The 16,425-nt window shown below is 65.5% G+C and carries 15 protein-coding genes; 5 read left to right on the top strand and 10 right to left on the bottom strand.

The window, feature by feature from the left end:
• Positions 1-25 precede the first annotated feature (25 nt).
• The 8 genes from CVO77_RS16000 to CVO77_RS15970 all read right to left on the bottom strand — a co-directional run bounded on the left by CVO77_RS16000 (position 26) and on the right by CVO77_RS15970 (position 6,729).
• Positions 26-766 (bottom strand): SDR family oxidoreductase, encoded by a 741-nt coding sequence (locus CVO77_RS16000; RefSeq protein WP_105999898.1) that lies wholly within the window; start codon positions 764-766, stop codon positions 26-28.
• Between the two features lie 112 nt (positions 767-878).
• Positions 879-1,055, bottom strand: coding sequence for a hypothetical protein (locus tag CVO77_RS21335; RefSeq protein WP_158258096.1), 177 nt, complete (start codon positions 1,053-1,055; stop codon positions 879-881).
• Between the two features lie 222 nt (positions 1,056-1,277).
• Positions 1,278-2,660 carry an MFS transporter gene (locus CVO77_RS15995; RefSeq protein ID WP_105999897.1) on the bottom strand — a complete coding sequence of 461 codons (1,383 nt, stop codon included), beginning with the start codon at positions 2,658-2,660 and terminating at the stop codon, positions 1,278-1,280.
• A gap of 10 nt (positions 2,661-2,670) precedes the next feature.
• Complete coding sequence (locus CVO77_RS15990) at positions 2,671-3,153, bottom strand: VOC family protein (RefSeq protein WP_105999896.1); 483 nt, start codon at positions 3,151-3,153, stop codon at positions 2,671-2,673.
• An 11-nt stretch (positions 3,154-3,164) separates the two neighbouring features.
• Entirely contained in the window at positions 3,165-4,199 is a 1,035-nt protein-coding gene (locus CVO77_RS15985; protein WP_105999895.1) for a zinc-dependent alcohol dehydrogenase, read from the bottom strand.
• Entirely contained in the window at positions 4,196-5,047 is an 852-nt protein-coding gene (locus CVO77_RS15980; RefSeq protein ID WP_105999894.1) for a fumarylacetoacetate hydrolase family protein, read from the bottom strand. The genes CVO77_RS15985 and CVO77_RS15980 overlap by 4 nt, the downstream gene beginning before the upstream one ends.
• 73 nt (positions 5,048-5,120) lie before the next feature.
• Entirely contained in the window at positions 5,121-5,882 is a 762-nt protein-coding gene (locus CVO77_RS15975; protein ID WP_105999893.1) for an SDR family NAD(P)-dependent oxidoreductase, read from the bottom strand.
• 73 nt (positions 5,883-5,955) lie between these two features.
• On the bottom strand, positions 5,956-6,729 hold the full coding sequence (locus CVO77_RS15970) for an SDR family NAD(P)-dependent oxidoreductase (protein ID WP_105999892.1): 774 nt from the start codon (positions 6,727-6,729) through the stop codon (positions 5,956-5,958).
• A 45-nt stretch (positions 6,730-6,774) separates the two neighbouring features.
• Here CVO77_RS15970 and CVO77_RS15965 point away from each other — a divergent pair, with 45 nt between their 5' ends.
• The 5 genes from CVO77_RS15965 to CVO77_RS15945 all read left to right on the top strand — a co-directional run bounded on the left by CVO77_RS15965 (position 6,775) and on the right by CVO77_RS15945 (position 14,164).
• Positions 6,775-7,203: a lipocalin-like domain-containing protein gene (locus tag CVO77_RS15965; protein WP_158258095.1), complete on the top strand. Its 429-nt coding sequence runs from the start codon at positions 6,775-6,777 to the stop codon at positions 7,201-7,203.
• Positions 7,204-7,347: 144 nt separating this feature from the next.
• Positions 7,348-9,750: a TonB-dependent receptor gene (locus tag CVO77_RS15960; RefSeq protein WP_197709642.1), complete on the top strand. Its 2,403-nt coding sequence runs from the start codon at positions 7,348-7,350 to the stop codon at positions 9,748-9,750.
• A complete protein-coding gene (locus CVO77_RS15955; protein ID WP_105999890.1) occupies positions 9,747-10,946 on the top strand; it encodes a serine hydrolase domain-containing protein in 1,200 nt (399 codons plus the stop codon). Before CVO77_RS15960 ends, CVO77_RS15955 begins: the two co-directional genes overlap by 4 nt.
• Positions 10,947-10,983: 37 nt before the next feature.
• Positions 10,984-11,589 carry a TetR/AcrR family transcriptional regulator gene (locus tag CVO77_RS15950; RefSeq protein WP_158258094.1) on the top strand — a complete coding sequence of 202 codons (606 nt, stop codon included), beginning with the start codon at positions 10,984-10,986 and terminating at the stop codon, positions 11,587-11,589.
• A 175-nt stretch (positions 11,590-11,764) separates the two neighbouring features.
• Positions 11,765-14,164 carry a TonB-dependent receptor gene (locus CVO77_RS15945; protein ID WP_105999888.1) on the top strand — a complete coding sequence of 800 codons (2,400 nt, stop codon included), beginning with the start codon at positions 11,765-11,767 and terminating at the stop codon, positions 14,162-14,164.
• A gap of 154 nt (positions 14,165-14,318) precedes the next feature.
• Here the strand turns inward: CVO77_RS15945 and CVO77_RS15940 are convergent, their stop codons facing one another.
• Both CVO77_RS15940 and CVO77_RS15935 read right to left on the bottom strand, forming a co-directional pair.
• Positions 14,319-15,338: an esterase-like activity of phytase family protein gene (locus CVO77_RS15940; RefSeq protein ID WP_105999887.1), complete on the bottom strand. Its 1,020-nt coding sequence runs from the start codon at positions 15,336-15,338 to the stop codon at positions 14,319-14,321.
• 86 nt (positions 15,339-15,424) lie between these two features.
• On the bottom strand, positions 15,425-16,396 hold the full coding sequence (locus CVO77_RS15935; protein WP_105999886.1) for a nucleoside hydrolase: 972 nt from the start codon (positions 16,394-16,396) through the stop codon (positions 15,425-15,427).
• Between the last annotated feature and the right edge of the window lie 29 nt (positions 16,397-16,425).

The raw sequence follows: 16,425 nt of genomic DNA, 5'->3' as shown, positions 1-16,425 counted from the left end.
AGGCGTCGCTGCATCGCCCGCGGCGTCAACCGGCCAATTGCCCTCCATCGACCGTGAACAGGGCGCCGGTGATCTTGCGCGCCTGATCGCTTGCGAGAAAGGCCACCATCTCGGCCACGTCCTCGGGCGCGCAGACGCCGTCCGCCAGCTTGGGCGCGTTGCGCATCATCAGCGCCCAATCGATATCGCCCTCGGGCGGCGGGCGACGGGTCATCGGCGTATCGACCTGCCCCGGACAGACCGCGTTGATCCGCACCCCGCGCCCGGCGAATTCGACCGCCAGGCTTTTGGTCAGGCCGACGACGCCATGTTTCGACGCGGCATAGCCGATCGCATAGGGCGTCCCCTGCACCCCGGCGGTCGAGGCCATGTTGACGATCGTTCCCCGGCTGGCGACCAGATGCGGCAGCGCGGCGCGGCACAGCGCATAGACGCTGGTCAGATTGACCGCGATCAGCCGTTCGAAACGCGCCTCGTCGAAATCGAGCGTCGGCCCCCAGTCGAGCAGCCCCGCAATGTTGCACAGAATATCGAGCCCGTCCGCCGCCGCGTCGGCGACCAGGGCGCGGACGCTTGCCAGATCGGCCGCGTCATAGCGGATCGTTCGCATGTCCCCCGCCGCCAGCGCCAGCGTCTCGCGAAGCCCGTCGGTGTCGACATCGGCGGCGGCAACGCGCGCGCCCTCGGCCGCGAGGCGCAGCGCGGTCGCGCGCCCGATTCCCGACGCCGCGCCGGTCACCAGCGCAGACTTATTCGCGAATCGCACAAAATATCTCCGTTGAATATCATTCACGTAATATGAATATCAAAATATTACGCAAAGAAAAGGCCGGCCCGCGGGTGCGGACCGGCCCTTCGGACGGAGAGGATGCGACCGATCAGTGCGCCTTCTTTTGGACCTTCTTCGCGGCATGGGTGGCCGTCTTGGCCGGGGCCTTCTTGGTCACCGCGGCCTTCGCCGGCTGGCTGGCGGGAGCGGTCGCCGCGAAAGCGGTTCCGCTGACGATCGCCAGCGACAGGGCACCGGCGGCGGCAAGTTTGGCAACGTTACGCATGAAATAGCTCTCCTTGACAGTTGATCCGCCCCTTCCAGTGCGGGCGAAGCCAGGGGAGCCGGCCCATGCCAGGGTCAGGGGGGATGGTGCGGACCGGCTCGACCCGACGAGACCGGGATAGGCCCCCCACCCTGCCCGGCGGATGACCGCCGCATTACAAGACGGTCATCTTTGGCCGGTCGTGCCGGATGCGTTGTTTCGGCGACAAAACCCCGACACCCGTCACCGAGCGGGTTCTTTCACAAATGCCATGCCGATGGCCCCGGCGATCAAGAGCGCGATCAGGGCCGCAAAGCCCGCTTGCTGGCTTGACCAGATGGCGGTGACCGCACCGACCAAGGCCGACCCAAGCCAAATCGTCACGCTGCCCGAGAGGGCATAGAGGCCGAACCAGCTCCCAACCGTTTCGGGGGTGGCGAGCGAGGTCAGCATCGAGCGGCTCGACGCATAACAGCCGCAGGTGCCGATCGCGTTGAAGCAGGCGACCGCGACGAACGCGATCTCGGGCAGGGTTGTGAACATCGGGCCGTTCCAAAGCGGCTCCGCCGCATAAGGCAAGTAGAAGAGGCGGTCGGGGGCGAGACCGATCAGCAGCATCTGCCCGGCAATGACGATCGCCAGTTCGACCTGGATCGCGCGGCGCGGACCGAAGGCGCGATCGAGGCGGGCGCCCACCAGGCCGCCGACCGCGAGAAAACAGCTGACGAGAATGGCCAGCATCGTGAGTTCGAGCGCCCCCCACCCCATCACCCCGGCGGCATAGATGCCGGTGTAGAGGAGGATCGCCGTCAGCCCGTCGGTGTAGGTCATGCGCGACAGCAGGAACACCGCCATCGGCTGATGGGAAGGCAGCGTCCTGATCGTCGCCTTGAGCTGCCGGAAGCTGTCGCCGACGCCGCCGCCGATCCCACGCGGCGCATCGCGTCCGACAAGGAAGAGCGGCAGCGCCCCGCAGGCGAAGATGAAGCCCGTGATCGGGCCGACGATCCGTTCGGGCTCGTGCGCAGCGGCGGACAGGCCGAACAAGGGCGCCGCGGGCAGCCACGCCGCCGTCATCTTGGCGGGCAAAGCGAAACCCCACAGGATGAAGGCGAGGAGAAGGACCGAAATCGCGCTGCCCAGCGCCAGCCCCAACCCCGATGTCGCCGATGTCTGCGCGCGCGGTGCGGCGAAGGGCAGGAGCGAGTTGTGCAGCACCTCGGTATAGGCGAACATCAGGCCGGCGACGAAGATGATCGCGCAGGTGGCGGCCAGGCCAAGGCCATCGGGCGTCGCCCACCAAAGGCTGGCGCAGCAGGCGATCAGCACCGCGGTCATCGCGCCGAGCAACGGCTTTCTGGGCCCGATGCGATCCATCGCCGCGCCAAGCAACGGCGCGGTCAGCGCCGCGAGCAGCCCATAGCCCATCCCCAATTTGGCGACGAGGCTCTGCCCCGCCACCGGATCGCCCACGAGAACGGTCGCGAGATAGGGGATGAAGATATAGACTTTGATCAGCAGCACATAGGGCATGCGCCCGCCCTCATAGAGCGCCCAGGCACGCGCCGAGGCGGGCAGCTTTCCCGCGGGCGCATCGAAGGTTCCGGTCGGGGCGACGGCAGCCATGGCTTTGCCCTTAATGCGCCGGGCCGTCGGCGGCGATCAGCCGCTCATTTTCGGCGACGACCTCCTCGGGGGTCAGAGTCAGATCGATCGGCTTGCCGAAGGGTTGCGGCACATCGATGCCGGTCTGCCAGTAGATTTCGTTCGGATTGCCTTCGGGGTCGGAGAAATAGACGCCGATCGCATTGCCGTGGGTGATCACCATGCGGATCGGCGACCCATAGTCCAAAATCGCCCGATAGAGCGACTGGAGCGACGGCAGGTCGTCGACGCGCCACGAAATCTGGTTGATCAGCTTCACGTCGCGCGGCGCGGTGCGCCCCTTGGCGAGCACGATCTCGTGATGCTCGACATCGGGGCGCGACGACAGGAAGCTCGCGCCGAGTTCGGGCGCCTCGTCGGTCACCGTCAGCCCCAGCACGCGGGCATAGAAATCGCGCATCACGTCAAGGTCTTCGACGTGCAGGCCGGTGTGACCCAGTTCGGCAATACCCATCGCTCGTCTCCTCAATTTGCCGGCATGTTCGGGGCGATCAGCACCTTGAGCTGATCGCCGGCGGGGTCGAGCAGGGCATCGAACATCGCGTCGGCCCGCTCGAGCGGGACGACGGCGGTGACGATATCCTCGGCGCGCACGCGCCCAGCGGCAAGATGGCCGATCGCTTCCTCCATTTCCTCCTGCGTGCAGCTTGCCGAGCCGACGATCTCGACCTCCTTCTGCACCACCGAATATTGCGAGATCTGGACGGGGGCCTTGGGCACGCCCTGCAAGACGATTCGGCCGTTGTACGCAATGAGTTCGACCGCCAGCCCGGCAGCCTCGACATGGCCGGTACATTCGAAGATCGCGGTGGGGCGCCGTTCACCGAGCGCCGCTGCGCCATCGGCCTGGACCGCCGCAAGATCGACGGCGCGATAGCCCGATTTTGCCATCAGCGCGCGCCGGGCGGGGTTGGGATCGATAAAAATGACATCGGTGATATCCCGCGCCTTGAGCGCCGCCGCGGTCATCGCGCCGATCGGCCCCGCGCCCAATATGCACACCGCATCGCCGGGCTTCGCGCTCGACTTGTTGACCCCGTGAAAGGCGATGGCGAGCGGTTCGGTGATCCCGGCCTGGTCGAAACTCAAAGCATCGGGGATATGATGCAGCAGCGCCGGGCTGACGACGATATGTTCGGCATAACCGCCTTGCGCGACGCCATGGCCAAGCGCCGAATCGAGATGGTCGAGGCAGAGATAGTCGCGCCCGCTGGTGCACATCTCGCACCGGCCGCACGGGCTGCCATGATAGAGCGCGACGCGGTCGCCCGCGGCCCAGCCGGCGACGCCCTCGCCCACCTCGGCGACGGTGCCGACGATTTCATGCCCCAGCACGCTGCCCACCGCCCAGCGGGGATTGGGGCTCGTCCGCGCGACCAGATCGGTGCCGCAGATGCCGCAGCGCTCGACGCGCACCTTGACCGTGCCGGGGACGGTGACCGGCTCGGGAATCTGCGCGACTTCGATCGCGCGTTCGGGAGATATGCGGGCGACCTTCATTGGCTTTGTTCCTCGGTGATCGGGTTGGTGAGCGTGCCGATGCCGTCGACCCAGGTGGTCAGGACATCGCCAGGCTTCAGGAAGATCGGCGGCTTGCGCGTCGCGCCAACGCCTTCGGGCGTGCCGGTAAAGATCAGGTCGCCGGGGTACATCGGCATCAGGTGCGAGATATATTCGACCAGCGCGCCGACCGAGAAGATGAAGTCGCCCGTCCGCGACTGCTGCATCGTCACGCCATTCACCGCGCAGCCGAGCCCGAGATCGTCGGGATCGTCGAACTCATCGGGCGTGACGACCACGGGACCGACGGGGCCGAAGCCCGGCAGCGATTTCGCCATCGAAAATTGCGGCATCGGACCGAGCCGCTGGATCGACCGTTCCGAAATATCCTGCCCCACCGAGAGCCCGGCGACATGGTCCCATGCGTCGGCGGCGCGAATGTCGCGCGCCTCGCGGCCCATCACGACGACCAGTTCGACCTCCCAGTCGACCCGCGCGTGGCGGATCGCGACGGCATCGTTCGGGCCGGTCAGGCAGCTCGGGAATTTGGTGAAGATCACGGGTTGTTCGGGCGGCTCGACGCCGGCTTCGGCGGCATGGGCGCGATAATTGGCGCCGATCGCGAAGACCTGGCGCGGGCGCGGGACCGGCAATTCGAAAGTCGCGGGATCGACCGGGGCATAGCTGTCGGCCGGGACGTCGCGCGCCCATGCGCACACATCGTCCCATTTCTCATAGAGCGCCTGCGGATCGCCGGGCAGTGTCCCGCCAGACGCCGCCGCTATGTCGACGCCCTGCCCTTCGGCCGTCACAAGCCAGGCGCGGCCGCCGATACAACCGATGCGCATAATATCCTCTCCTATTTATGAAACATTTTGTATCGTATATACGCTCGCCCGTCAACTCGCCAGGTCACCAGCCTCACCAGGGCATCGTCGTCCCGCCATTGGCGCGCAGAATCTGGCCGGTGACGAATCCCGCGGCGTCGGAGACGAGGTAGAGGCATTGCTGCGCAATATCCTCGGCGGCGCCGACGCGGCCGAGCGGCGCGCTCTTGCTCCAGCGATCGAGATAGGCCGCGCGATCGGCGGCGGCGGGCCCTGCCGCTTCCATCGACAGCGCGGTGGGGACAAAACCCGGTGCAACCGCATTGACGCGAATCCCGTCGGGGCCGACCTCGTTGGCGAGGACCTTGGTCAGCATCGCGACCGCCGCTTTCGAAATCGAGTAGCTGGCGTTGGTCGGGATCGCGAGATCGATCGCCGACGACACCATGTTCACGATCGCGCCGCGGCGGGCCCCGATCATCGCGGGCAGCACCGCCTGGATGCAGTTGAGCGTGCCCTTGAAATTGACCGCGAAGATGCGCTCGAACACCGCGGCATCCATGGCCTCGACGCGCTCGCCCGAACTCGCGACGCCCGCGACATTCGCCAATATATCGACGCCTTGTCCGGCAAAGGGCCCAAGCGCATGGCGCACGCCCGCGCGATCGGCGACATCGACCGCGACCGACGAACCGCCGATGCCCGCCGCCACTTCGGCCGCCGCCCCGCCATCGCGATCGACGCAAAGCACCTCGGCGCCCGCCGACGCGAACAGCGTCGCGACCGCGCGCCCGATCCCGGCGCCGGCACCCGTGACGATGGCGCGGCGGCCCGAAAGAGAAAGACGGTCGATCATATAAGCTCCGGATTGAAATGGCCCGCCAGCGCGGCGGCTGGATTTTCGCGCGCGGGGATCGGGGCGTTCACGCTCACCATGGCATCGAAATCCCGCCATTGGTGCGCAGCGTCTGGCCGGTGACATAGCTCGCCGCATCGCTCGCGAGATAGAGGATCTGCGCCGCCACATCCTCGACCGAACAGAGACCGCCAAGCGGCGACTTGGCGCGCCACCAGTCGAGATAGCGTTCGCGACCCTCGGGATCGTCGGCATAGCGCACCAGGCTGAGGTCGCTGGGAATGAAGCTCGGCGCCACCGCGTTGACGCGGATGCCCTCGCCCGCCACCTCGGCGGCGAGGATCTTGGTCAGCGCCGAAATCGACGCCTTGGCGACGGCATAGCTCGCGATCGTCGCGGGTGCGATGTCGATCGCCTCCGAACTCATATTGACGATCGCGCCGCCACCGGCGCGGCGGAGGTGGGGAATCGCTGCCTGGCAGCCGTTGAGCACCCCGCCGAAATGCGCGGCGAACATCGCGTCGAACGCCTCTTCGTCCAGGTCGACGATGCGTTGCGAGCGCCCGGCGATCCCGGCGAGATTGCAGACGATCCGCAAACTTCCCGGCGCGGCCGCAGCATCGATCGCGGCCCGAACCGCCGACGCATCCGAAACGTCGAGCGTTACGGGGGTTCCGTTCACTCTTTCCGCGACCGCTCGTGCCGCTTCCTCGCGAATATCGGCGCAATGCACATGCGCGCCGGCATCGGCCAGGGCGATCGCAACCGCTTCGCCGATCGCGCCCCCGGCGCCGGTAACAAAGGCGGCGCGGCCATCGAGCCGCCATGCGTCAAAGGGACTCGCCATCTATCAATCTCTCATGCTAGCAACATACGAAACAAGGAGTATCGTATGTTGCAGGAAGATTTTATCGGGAGCTGGCATCTCATCGACTATGTCACGCAGCTCGCGGACGGCACCGCCGTCGAACCGCTGGGCGCCGCGCCCTATGGCCTCGGCACTTATACGGGCGACGGCTGGATGTCGGCGCACCTGATGCGCCGCGACCGGCTTTCGCTCGGCAGCGCGCGCCCGGCGCTGGACCGGATCGCGCCCGATCTTCTGGTTGCGACGGCGGCCGGCTATATCGGCTATGCGGGCCGCTACACCGTCGACGCCGTCGGCGGCCGCGTCATCCACCATGTCGAGACGGCCTTTCTTCCCGACTGGATCGGCACCGACATGATTCGCGAATATCGATTTGCCGACGGCATTCTCACCCTGCGCCCACCCGCCGTCGGCGGCGCGGCCTCTGTTTTGCGCTGGCGCCGCGCTTGCTGAACCCATGCTGATCTCTCCCGCGAAACCGTCTTGACATTACGGCACATCTTGTATCGTATATAGGCATGGATCGGCAGCAGCGGTCAAGGGGAGAGTTTTCCCCGGCTGCAAAAATGCCGAAAAACGAGGGAAGAGGATCCAATGATGGCGCGTCACACGATTCGGATGATTGGCTTGATGCTCGGCGGCTCGATGCTGCCCGGCATGGCTTTGGCGCAGGAGGCCGCACCGCAAGATGCGGCCGCCCACGACTTTGCCGACGAAATCATCGTCACCGCACAAAAGCGCGAACAGTCGCTCCAGGACGTCCCGATCGTCGTGACCGTCGTCAACGCCCAGCTGCTTCAGGATGCCGGCGTCCGCGACATCAAGGATCTGACCGTCCTCACCCCCGGCCTCACCGTCGTCTCGACCGCGAACGAGACCCAGTCGACCGCGCTCATCCGCGGCGTCGGCACTGCGGGCGGCAACGTCGGCCTTGAAAGCTCGGTCGGCGTCGTAATCGACGGCGTCTACCGCCCGCGCACCGGCGTCGCACTCGGCGACCTTGGCGAGACCGAGCGGATCGAAGTGCTCAAGGGCCCGCAGGGGACGCTGTTCGGCAAGAACACCTCGGCTGGCGTGATCAACATCGTCACCGCCAAGCCGAGCTTCACGCCTTATGCGCGCGGCGAGTTCACGATCGGCAATTATGACGAATTCGGCGGCTCGATCTCGGTCGGCGGCCCGGTGGTCGCCAACCGCCTCGCCGCCAGCCTGTTCGCGGTGCATCGCAAGCGCGACGGCTTTTACGACGTCGTCACCGGCAAAGGCCCGCGCACGCTCGACAACGACGCCGACCGCCATTTCTGGTCGCTGCGCGGTCAGCTTTATTTCACCAATGAAGCGGGCTTCGACGCGCGGCTGATCGGGGATATCACCCGCCGCGACGAAAATTGCTGCGTCGGCGTCCAACTCGTCAACGGCCCGACGACGGCGATCGTCGATGCCCTTGCCGGTGCGGGCAACGGCGTCCTCTCGCCCGCCGACCCCGGCCAGCGCCTCGCTTTCTCGAACCGCGATACGACCCAGAAGATCCGCGACGGCGGGCTCAGCCTCGAGATGAATTATGATCTGGGCGATACCACCCTCACCTCGATCACGGCCTGGCGCGACTGGCGCTGGGTGACGGGATCGGATTCGGATTACAGCGGCGCCGACGTCCTCTATCGCGAAGCCGATGGCGGGACGATGAATCGCTTCCGCCAGTTCAGTCAGGAACTGCGCGCGACCGGCAGCACCGGCGCGCTCGACTACACCGTCGGCGCCTTCTACGCGCACGAACTGCTCGATAGCCGCGTCGCGCAGCTCTATGGGACCGACTTCCAGCCTTTCCTCAGCCTGCTGTTCTCGGGCGGCGCCAACCCCGCCTTCCTCAAGCCGATTCTCGATCTGGCGGTGCCGGGCACGGGGTCGCGCGACGTCTACAAACAGACCGGCGACAGCTTCGCGCTCTTCACCAACAACAGCCTGAAGATCACCGACGCGCTCGAACTGACGGTGGGCCTCCGCTACACGATCGACCGCAAGAAGGCGGTGGCGGACTTCAACGCGACCGATGGCGGTGCCTTGTGCGATGCCGGGCAGGCGACGGGATCGGCGGCGATCATCGGCGCGCTGTGCAACCCCTTCTTCAACTCGAATTTCATCGGCCTGACCAACAGCCAGAAGCGGACCGAAAAGGCGCTCAGCGGCACCGCGAAGCTCGCCTATCGCTTCTCGCCCGAGCTGATGACCTATGCGAGCTATTCGCGTGGCTACAAGGCGGGCGGGTTCAATCTCGACCGCGTCGCGCTGGCCTATGCGGCCGGAAGTCCAAATTCGCTGCAGCCTGTTCTCGACACCAGCTTCCCCGGAGAATTCGTCGATTCGTTCGAGATCGGCTTCAAATCGACCCTCGCCGATCGGCGGATATTCCTCAACGCTGCGGCCTTCTACCAGGATTTCACCGACTATCAGCTCAACGCCTTCAACGGCTTCTTCTTTTCGGTCTTCCCGGTCCCCGAAGTCACCTCAAAGGGTGTCGATGCCGATATTCTCTGGCGCCCGAGCCGCAGCTTCACGCTGCAAGGCGGCGTGACCTATGCCGACACGCGCTATTCGGAAAAGAACCGCGCGCTGCTCTCGCTGACGCCATCGACCGCGCGCCTGCCCGGCGAACGGCTCAACCTTGCGCCGCTCTGGTCGGCCTCGCTGTCGGCGACGCATGAGCTGCCGCTCGGCGGCGGGCTGATTCTGCGCTCGAACGCCAATATGCGCTACAGCTCGTCCTACAACGCCGGCACCGACCTCAACCCGCTCAAGATCCAGAAAAACTATGCGGTCATCAACGCTCGCGTCGGGGTCGGCGACGAGGACAAGAGTTGGGGCGTCGAACTCTGGGCGAATAATTTGACCGACAAGCTCTATATGCAGAACGCCTTCGACGCGCCCTTTCAGGCCGGCAGCATCAACGCCTTCCTCGGCGCCCCCCGCACCTTTGGCGTGACGCTGAGAGCCGGTTTTTGATCTCTCCTTCTCTCCCAAAACTGGCCTCGGTCGCGCGCGCGATCGAGGCCGATTTTCTGGAGACGGGGCGCTTCCCGGGCGGGCATTTGCGCGTCCTCGTCAAAGGCAAGACGATCTTCGACGCCCGGCTCGGCCATATGGACCTCGCGCGTCAAACGCCCTGGTCCAAAGACGCCATCGTTCGCATCTATTCGATGACCAAGCCGATCGTGTCGGCCGCGCTGATGCAGTTGGTCGAACGCGGCACCGTTCGCCTCGATCAGCCCGTCGCCGACTTCCTCCCCGGCTGGCGGAGCCAGCGCGTGTGGGTCGGCGGGTCCGGTGAGTCCATGGAGACCGTCGCGGCGGCGACGCCCGTCACGCTGCGCCATCTGCTGACGCACAGCGCGGGCCTGACCTATGGCACGCGGCTCGCGCAGATCGGCGGCCAGACGGTCGAAGATCCGGTGGCGCTCCTCTATGCTCGAGCGGACGCGGCTGCGGCGCATGGCCTGCTTGCCTATGCCGACGCCCTCGGCGGGCTCCCGCTTCGTTATCAGCCCGGAACGCGATGGATGTATTCGGTCGCGACCGATGTCGTCGGCGCGATCGTCGAAGCGGCGGCGGGGGCGACGCTGGGCGATGTCCTGAGCCGGGAGATTTTCGCCCCGCTCGGGATGCGCGACACGGGGTTTTTCGTCCCGCCCGCACACAAGGCGCGGTTGGGCGCATGCTATATGGCGACCGCCGACGATCCCCTGCGACTCGTCGACGACCCGGAATCCAGCCCTTTTCTGGCGCCACCACGGATCGAATCGGGCGGCGGTGGGCTGCTATCGACGCTCGACGATTATGCGCGCTTCGCGGAAATGCTGCGCCGCGGCGGCGACGGCCTGCTGGCGCCCGCATCGGTCGCGGCGATGACATCGAATCAATTGCCCGGCGGAGGCGAACTCAAGGCCATCGCGCTGATCAGCGACCCGCGGCTGCTGCCCGATGGGATGGGCTTCGGGTTCGGTCTCGCGACGACGCTCGACGAGGCGCGTGCGGGCGTTCCGGCCAATGGCGATTATTACTGGAGCGGCGCTGCAACGACGATCTGGTGGGTCGATCCCGCGCGCGACCTGACGGTGACCTTCCTGACCCAATTGCTGCCAGCAACGGCCTATGGCTTTCAGGACTGGCTCAAACGGCAGATATATTCTGCGATCGACTGACCCTTTCCTTACCGGCGCGCTTGCGCCAAAAGGCCGCATGCCCAAATCCTCCCTAGTCCCTGTCGAGGACGCGACGCCCCCCAGCAAGCCGCAGATGGGACGCCCGCGCTCGGCCGACGTCGACCGCCGGATATTCAAGGAAACCCTCGACGTCGTGTCCGAACGGGGTTTTTCCGGGGTAACGGTCAATGAAATCTGCGAGCGGGCGGGGATCAGCCGCGCGACCTTCTATCGCCGCTATCCAAGTCCCGCCGAAGCGCTGGCCGAGGCAATCAACGAGGCGTTCGAGTTTCACGCGCTCCCGCATTCGCAAGACCCGGTCGAATATCTGCTCGAGTTCGCCCAATCGATCGAACGATCCTATTCCGATCCGCGCATCGCGCCCGCGATCGGCTTTATGATCGGCGAGTATAAGGCCAAACCCGACGTCTATCAGGGACTTCAAAACGGCCTTCGCGAACGCCGGGCGCACGTCCGGAGCGCGCTCGAGAAAATGGGCACGCTCCCCCGCCAGAAGGACCAGCCGCTCGACATCGACGAAGTGCTCGTCATTCTGTCGTCGCTCGCCTGGAACGCCTCGGTGACGAAGCGCAAGCTCGACGCGGATGTGCTGCGCACGATCATCAGCCGCCTCATCCGCTGAATGACCAACAGCCCGGCGCGGCGATCCCGGCGCCATCGCCTTCAGCCGTTCGGGATAGCCAATGCCCTGCAGGATTCGGCTTGCAACTCGTGAAGTGAATCTTTATGAAGAAGATAATGAAACGTTTCATTGCAGATTTATTGCACGGTTGAACGGCTTGAAAAGGAGATTGGGGATGTCTCGCATACGGGTAAGCAAGGTGCCGCTCACACGATCGATCAGCGCTTGGACGGTTGCGGTTGTTCTTGCAGCGGCCAGTGCGCCGGTCGCGGCCCAGCAAGCTGCTGGCGATGCGGGGGCTTCCGATGACAATGCCGAGATCATTGTCACCGGCGAACGGATCGGCGCTGGCAACGTCCGCGCCGCGGCGGTCCTCCGCGTCGAGGACATCCAGGAGCGCCCCCTTGGTTCGGACATCACCCAGTCGCTCGCGAAGGTGCCGGGCATCCAGGTTTCCTCGGGCGATGCGCGCGGCGGGAGTTTCTCCTTCGAGCTGTATCTGCGCGGGCTGAACAAGGAGCAGGTCGGCCTGACGCTCGACGGCATCCCGACCGGCGACGCGCGGTTCAATGGCGGTTCGCCCCCGCAACGCTTCATCGAATCGAGCAATGTCGCGCGCATCAACGTATCGCAGAGTGCCGGCGACATCGGGGCGCCCTCGCGCTTCGCGCTCGGCGGCTTCGTCGATTTCATCACCGCCGATCCGCGCAGCGAACTGGGCGCCACAGTCGAAGCGGGCGTCGGTTCGGATAATTTCTACCGCGGCTATGCCCGCATCGACACGGGCGAAATCCTCCCCGGATTGACCAGCTATATCAGCTATTCGCACCAGCAGAATGATATCTGGGCGGGACCGAAGAACCGGCGGTCACGAAAGGACCATGTCGAGTTCAAGGCGGTGAAAGATCTCGCCGACGGCGGCTTCATCAAGTTTCGCGCGGCCTATAACGACCAGACCGACAATGATTTCAACATCATCACGCTGGCCGAGTTCGACGCCGATCCGCGGAACGACCGGGCGCTGGACGCGCTTACGGGCATTCCGGCGCGCGATCTCGACTTTGGCGGCGCGCTGGGTGGGAGCCGGAAGGATTTCCTCGCCTATGTGAACAGCAAATTCTTCCTGACCGAGAATCTGACCTTCAGCGTCAATCCCTATTATCAGCAACTGCGCGGCGAATCCTTCCGCTATCAGGATCGCCAGCGCCGCCTGACCGGCGGCGACCCGATGGCGGTGACGGGATATAATGCGCTTGGCGGCGCGGTCCGCCCGGCCCTGATCACGACGCGCAACAGCAACGCCCTGGGCGGCCCCGCCGATATGCGCATCACGCCGCGCGATGCCGATCGCATGGGGCTGACCGGCGAATTCCGGTTCAAGGACTTTGTGCCCGGCAACACGCTGCGCGTCGGCGGTTGGTGGGAAAATGCCAAAGCGTCGGAAACCCGCAACTTTTTCCCTATCCTCAATTCGGCGCAGAGCATCGATATCGACCGCGACGACCTCGCCTATGTCGAATATGACCGGCGATCGACGATCGAAACGGGCATGCTCTATATTCAGGATCAGTTCGACATCATTCCCGATGTCCTGCGCCTGGACGCCGGTCTGACCTGGTTCAGCGTTACCTATCGCGCCCAGTCGCCGCTCGAATATCAAAAACTGGTCCGGTTCAACCAGACTTCGGGAATCAATCCCAAAATCGGTATCGGCTTCAAACCCGTCCAGGGGCTCGAACTCTTCGCCGGATACGCCCAGAATTTCGCGGGCATTCCCGAGGACGCATTCCTGGGCTCGAACTCCGCCATCAATCCGGGCGACCTTCGGCCGATCGAGACCGAGAATATGGACGCCGGCGTCCGTTTCACCACCGATCATCTCGCGCTGTCGCTGCAGGGCTATTACACGCGCCTCAAGAATAATATCGGCACGGTGCCGATCTCGATCGCGGGCGTCGATCCCGAAGAGATCATCCGCGGCAACGTCAGCACCCGCGCCGCGAACATCTCCGGAACCAAGAGCAAGGGCATCGAGGCGACGGCCATCGTCGATTATGACTGGGTCAATTTCTATCTGGCCTATTCCTATCAGGACGCGAAGCACGACGATCCGCCCGCCGGCTCGCCCGAGCGGGCGGAACTCGCCGCCGTGGGTGTGATCGGGGGCGCACGCGTTCGCGATATCCCGCGCCATAGCCTGTTCGGACAGGTGGAAGTGAAGCCGATCAAGGGCGCGAGCGTGCAGTTCAGCGGCCGTTATGTCGGCTCGCGCGTCGGCGGTCATCTGATCCAGCCGACCACCAATGCGGAGCGCGGGGTCGAGTATCTGCCGAGCCACGCCGTGTTCGGCCTCAATGCGAGCTATGACTTCGGCGACACCGGGCCGTTCCGGGAAATGAAGTTCCAGATCAATGTCGATAATCTGTTCGACAAGAAATATCTCGGCGCGGTCAGCAGCTCGACGGCGACGCTGCCCGATTTCGGATTGGCGGGGAGCGGCACGCTGCCGACCCTGGACCGGTATTTCATCGGCGCGCCGCGGACTGTAACCGCTTCCCTGCGCGCCCGCTTCTGAACTTCTGTCCGCAAGCGGGTAGGCTGGCAACAGCCTCCCGGCTTGTTGGGAGCTGGCGATGATCGAATTGGTCGGCGTCGATGCGGACGGCACTCTATGGGACGAAGCGAGCGCGTTCGATCGGGCCGGCCGACTGGCTGTGCGCCGATGGAGCCTAGCGGACCGCCAGAACCGCGAAGATCGTCGGCCGCTCGTCCCGAAAATCATTGTCGGCCACCAGGACGAGACTGCGCCGCCCATCCGCCAGGCGGGGGCCGAAGGTCATGCCCTCGAAATTGGCGTTGTCGAACGGTCCCAAGGCATTGAGATCGGTGACCCGCTGTTTTTCCAGCCGCACGGGATCCCCGGCTTGCACGCCGCTCGCGGGATAGGCACAGAAAATCCGGCTGGTGTAGCGAAACCCGCCGTCGGGCTGCTGACTCCCCGATCGTTCGAGCACCAGGAAGCGGGGACCGGGAAGCACGATCATTTCGCTGAGCCCATTGTCCGCCAGGCGCCCGGGGAGCTGGTTTGCGATCGGTTCCAGCGGATAGAGATAGTCGCGGCCGCCCTTGTCGCCTGCCGCCAGCCGGACGATCCGCGTCCAGCTTCCCTCGGCGAGGGTCGGCGGAGCCCCGTCTTCGAGCAATGGTGCTTCGAGGCCGAGCCAGATGGCCCCGTCGCGCCCGATCCACAAACCCTCGAACGATCGATTGTCGCGCGGTCCGCTTCCGCGGTGGCGATCGGGGACGAGGTACGCCGGTAACGCCAGCGGCCGGCTTTTGCCATCGCGCCAGCGCATCCGGAGAAGCTGCGGTCCCGAAGCATTTTCGCCGCTGGCCTCGTTGGTCCAATAGATCCACCCGTTCGCGGCGGCACGGATCGACTCGGCGTCGGTCCCGGGCCCCGACTCGCCGTCGCTTGCGAAGGCACGCCCATCGTCCCGGCGCAGGGTCAACGCATCGAGGAGACGGGTGCTAACCCGCTGGCCGGATCCGAAATCGAGGATCATGCGATACGCCCGTCCCCCACCATGGGCGCCGCGATCGTCGCTGACGAGCAGATAGTCGTTCCGGCTCCGACGGTAATCGATGCCCGACAGGCCCCCGACCCTCACACCGGCAAATCGCGCCTGGCTGGGCAGTTCGCCCCGCACCCACAGTTCGGGCTGCCCCACCCCGCAGGCGTCCGCCATGGGCGCCGCCGACCGCGACGGGGCGCCCCCCTGTGAACAGGCCCCGATCGCGAGAAGGACCGGTGCCAGCCAGGGCCACGCAGGCTTCACCCGGCGCTGCTCGGTTGCGGTGCTGCCAGTCGCTCGATCGCGGCGATGAAATCGGTGACGAGCTGCCCCGCCGCGACGCCGTCGCAATAATGTTGCTGGTGGCGCCGGTCGTCGTCGGCGACGAAGGAGCGGCCCGCATCGTCACCGCCCGTGGCCACGTCGAGCGCCGCCCCGCATAGCGAGAACAGGTGCGGCGAAACGAGGCAAGCTGCCGCAGCGACGTCATGGATGCAAAAACCGTCGATGCCGTCGAACTGGCGATAGATTTCGGCATAGCCGCGCGAAATCTGCCACAACAATGCGCCCGCATCGCCGCCGATCGCGGCGAGCGCCTTGGCCTGCGCCGACGAAAGGATGCAGTCGGTGGACACGTCGAGCCCGACCACCGTTACCGGCCAGCCTGCCGCAAGGACTTCTTTCGCGGCCAAGGGGTCATAATAGAAATTGGCCTCGGCGTGCGGCCGGATATTGCCCCGGCGCCCCTGGGTGCCGAAGGCCCCGCCCATGATCACGACTTCGCGCGTCAGCGATGCGATCTCCGGCCGGTGCCGCAACGCCAGCGCGAGGTTGGTCAGCGGTCCGATGGCGAGCAGCGACACCTTGCCGGGATTGGCGAGGATGGTCCGTGCGATATGCTCCCACGCGGGAACGGTCGGCGGCGGCGGGGGAAAGCCGTCCGCCAGGCCATGACCGCCCAGACCGTCTTCGCCGTGCACCTTGAGCGCCGGGATATGGCGTTCGCCCGCCAGCGGTCCGGCAGCGCCGGGATAGACCCGCAGGCCAAGGGCGAATCGCTCGACCAGATAGGCGGCGTTGCGGCTCGTCGTATCGATGTCGCCATTGCCGAAGACGGTGGTGATCGAGTCCAGCCGCACGCCGGGCGAGGCGCTCAGATAGAGCAGCGCCATCGCATCGTCGATGCCGGGATCGGTGTCCAGAATGACAAGTTTGCGGCCGTCGGTGGCCATGGGATCTTGCGCCTTTGTTTTGGAAATGA

It is taken from the genome of Sphingopyxis lindanitolerans, assembly GCF_002993885.1.
Taxonomy (GTDB): domain Bacteria; phylum Pseudomonadota; class Alphaproteobacteria; order Sphingomonadales; family Sphingomonadaceae; genus Sphingopyxis; species Sphingopyxis lindanitolerans.
The sequence above is the reverse complement of the archived record's forward strand: the minus strand, read 5'-3'. Positions and strand labels throughout refer to the sequence as shown.

Bases quoted from the DNA above. Each gene is read 5' to 3' on its own strand.
- CVO77_RS21335 (WP_158258096.1), bottom strand. From the start codon at position 1,055: ATGCGTAACGTTGCCAAACTTGCCGCCGCCGGTGCCCTGTCGCTGGCG.
- CVO77_RS15995 (WP_105999897.1), bottom strand. From the start codon at position 2,660: ATGGCTGCCGTCGCCCCGACCGGAACCTTCGATGCGCCCGCGGGAAAG.
- CVO77_RS15990 (WP_105999896.1), bottom strand. From the start codon at position 3,153: ATGGGTATTGCCGAACTGGGTCACACCGGCCTGCACGTCGAAGACCTT.
- CVO77_RS15985 (WP_105999895.1), bottom strand. From the start codon at position 4,199: ATGAAGGTCGCCCGCATATCTCCCGAACGCGCGATCGAAGTCGCGCAG.
- CVO77_RS15980 (WP_105999894.1), bottom strand. From the start codon at position 5,047: ATGCGCATCGGTTGTATCGGCGGCCGCGCCTGGCTTGTGACGGCCGAA.
- CVO77_RS15975 (WP_105999893.1), bottom strand. From the start codon at position 5,882: ATGATCGACCGTCTTTCTCTTTCGGGCCGCCGCGCCATCGTCACGGGT.
- CVO77_RS15970 (WP_105999892.1), bottom strand. From the start codon at position 6,729: ATGGCGAGTCCCTTTGACGCATGGCGGCTCGATGGCCGCGCCGCCTTT.
- CVO77_RS15965 (WP_158258095.1), top strand. From the start codon at position 6,775: ATGTTGCAGGAAGATTTTATCGGGAGCTGGCATCTCATCGACTATGTC.
- CVO77_RS15960 (WP_197709642.1), top strand. From the start codon at position 7,348: ATGGCGCGTCACACGATTCGGATGATTGGCTTGATGCTCGGCGGCTCG.
- CVO77_RS15950 (WP_158258094.1), top strand. From the start codon at position 10,984: ATGCCCAAATCCTCCCTAGTCCCTGTCGAGGACGCGACGCCCCCCAGC.
- CVO77_RS15945 (WP_105999888.1), top strand. From the start codon at position 11,765: ATGTCTCGCATACGGGTAAGCAAGGTGCCGCTCACACGATCGATCAGC.
- CVO77_RS15940 (WP_105999887.1), bottom strand. From the start codon at position 15,338: ATGGCGGACGCCTGCGGGGTGGGGCAGCCCGAACTGTGGGTGCGGGGC.
- CVO77_RS15935 (WP_105999886.1), bottom strand. From the start codon at position 16,396: ATGGCCACCGACGGCCGCAAACTTGTCATTCTGGACACCGATCCCGGC.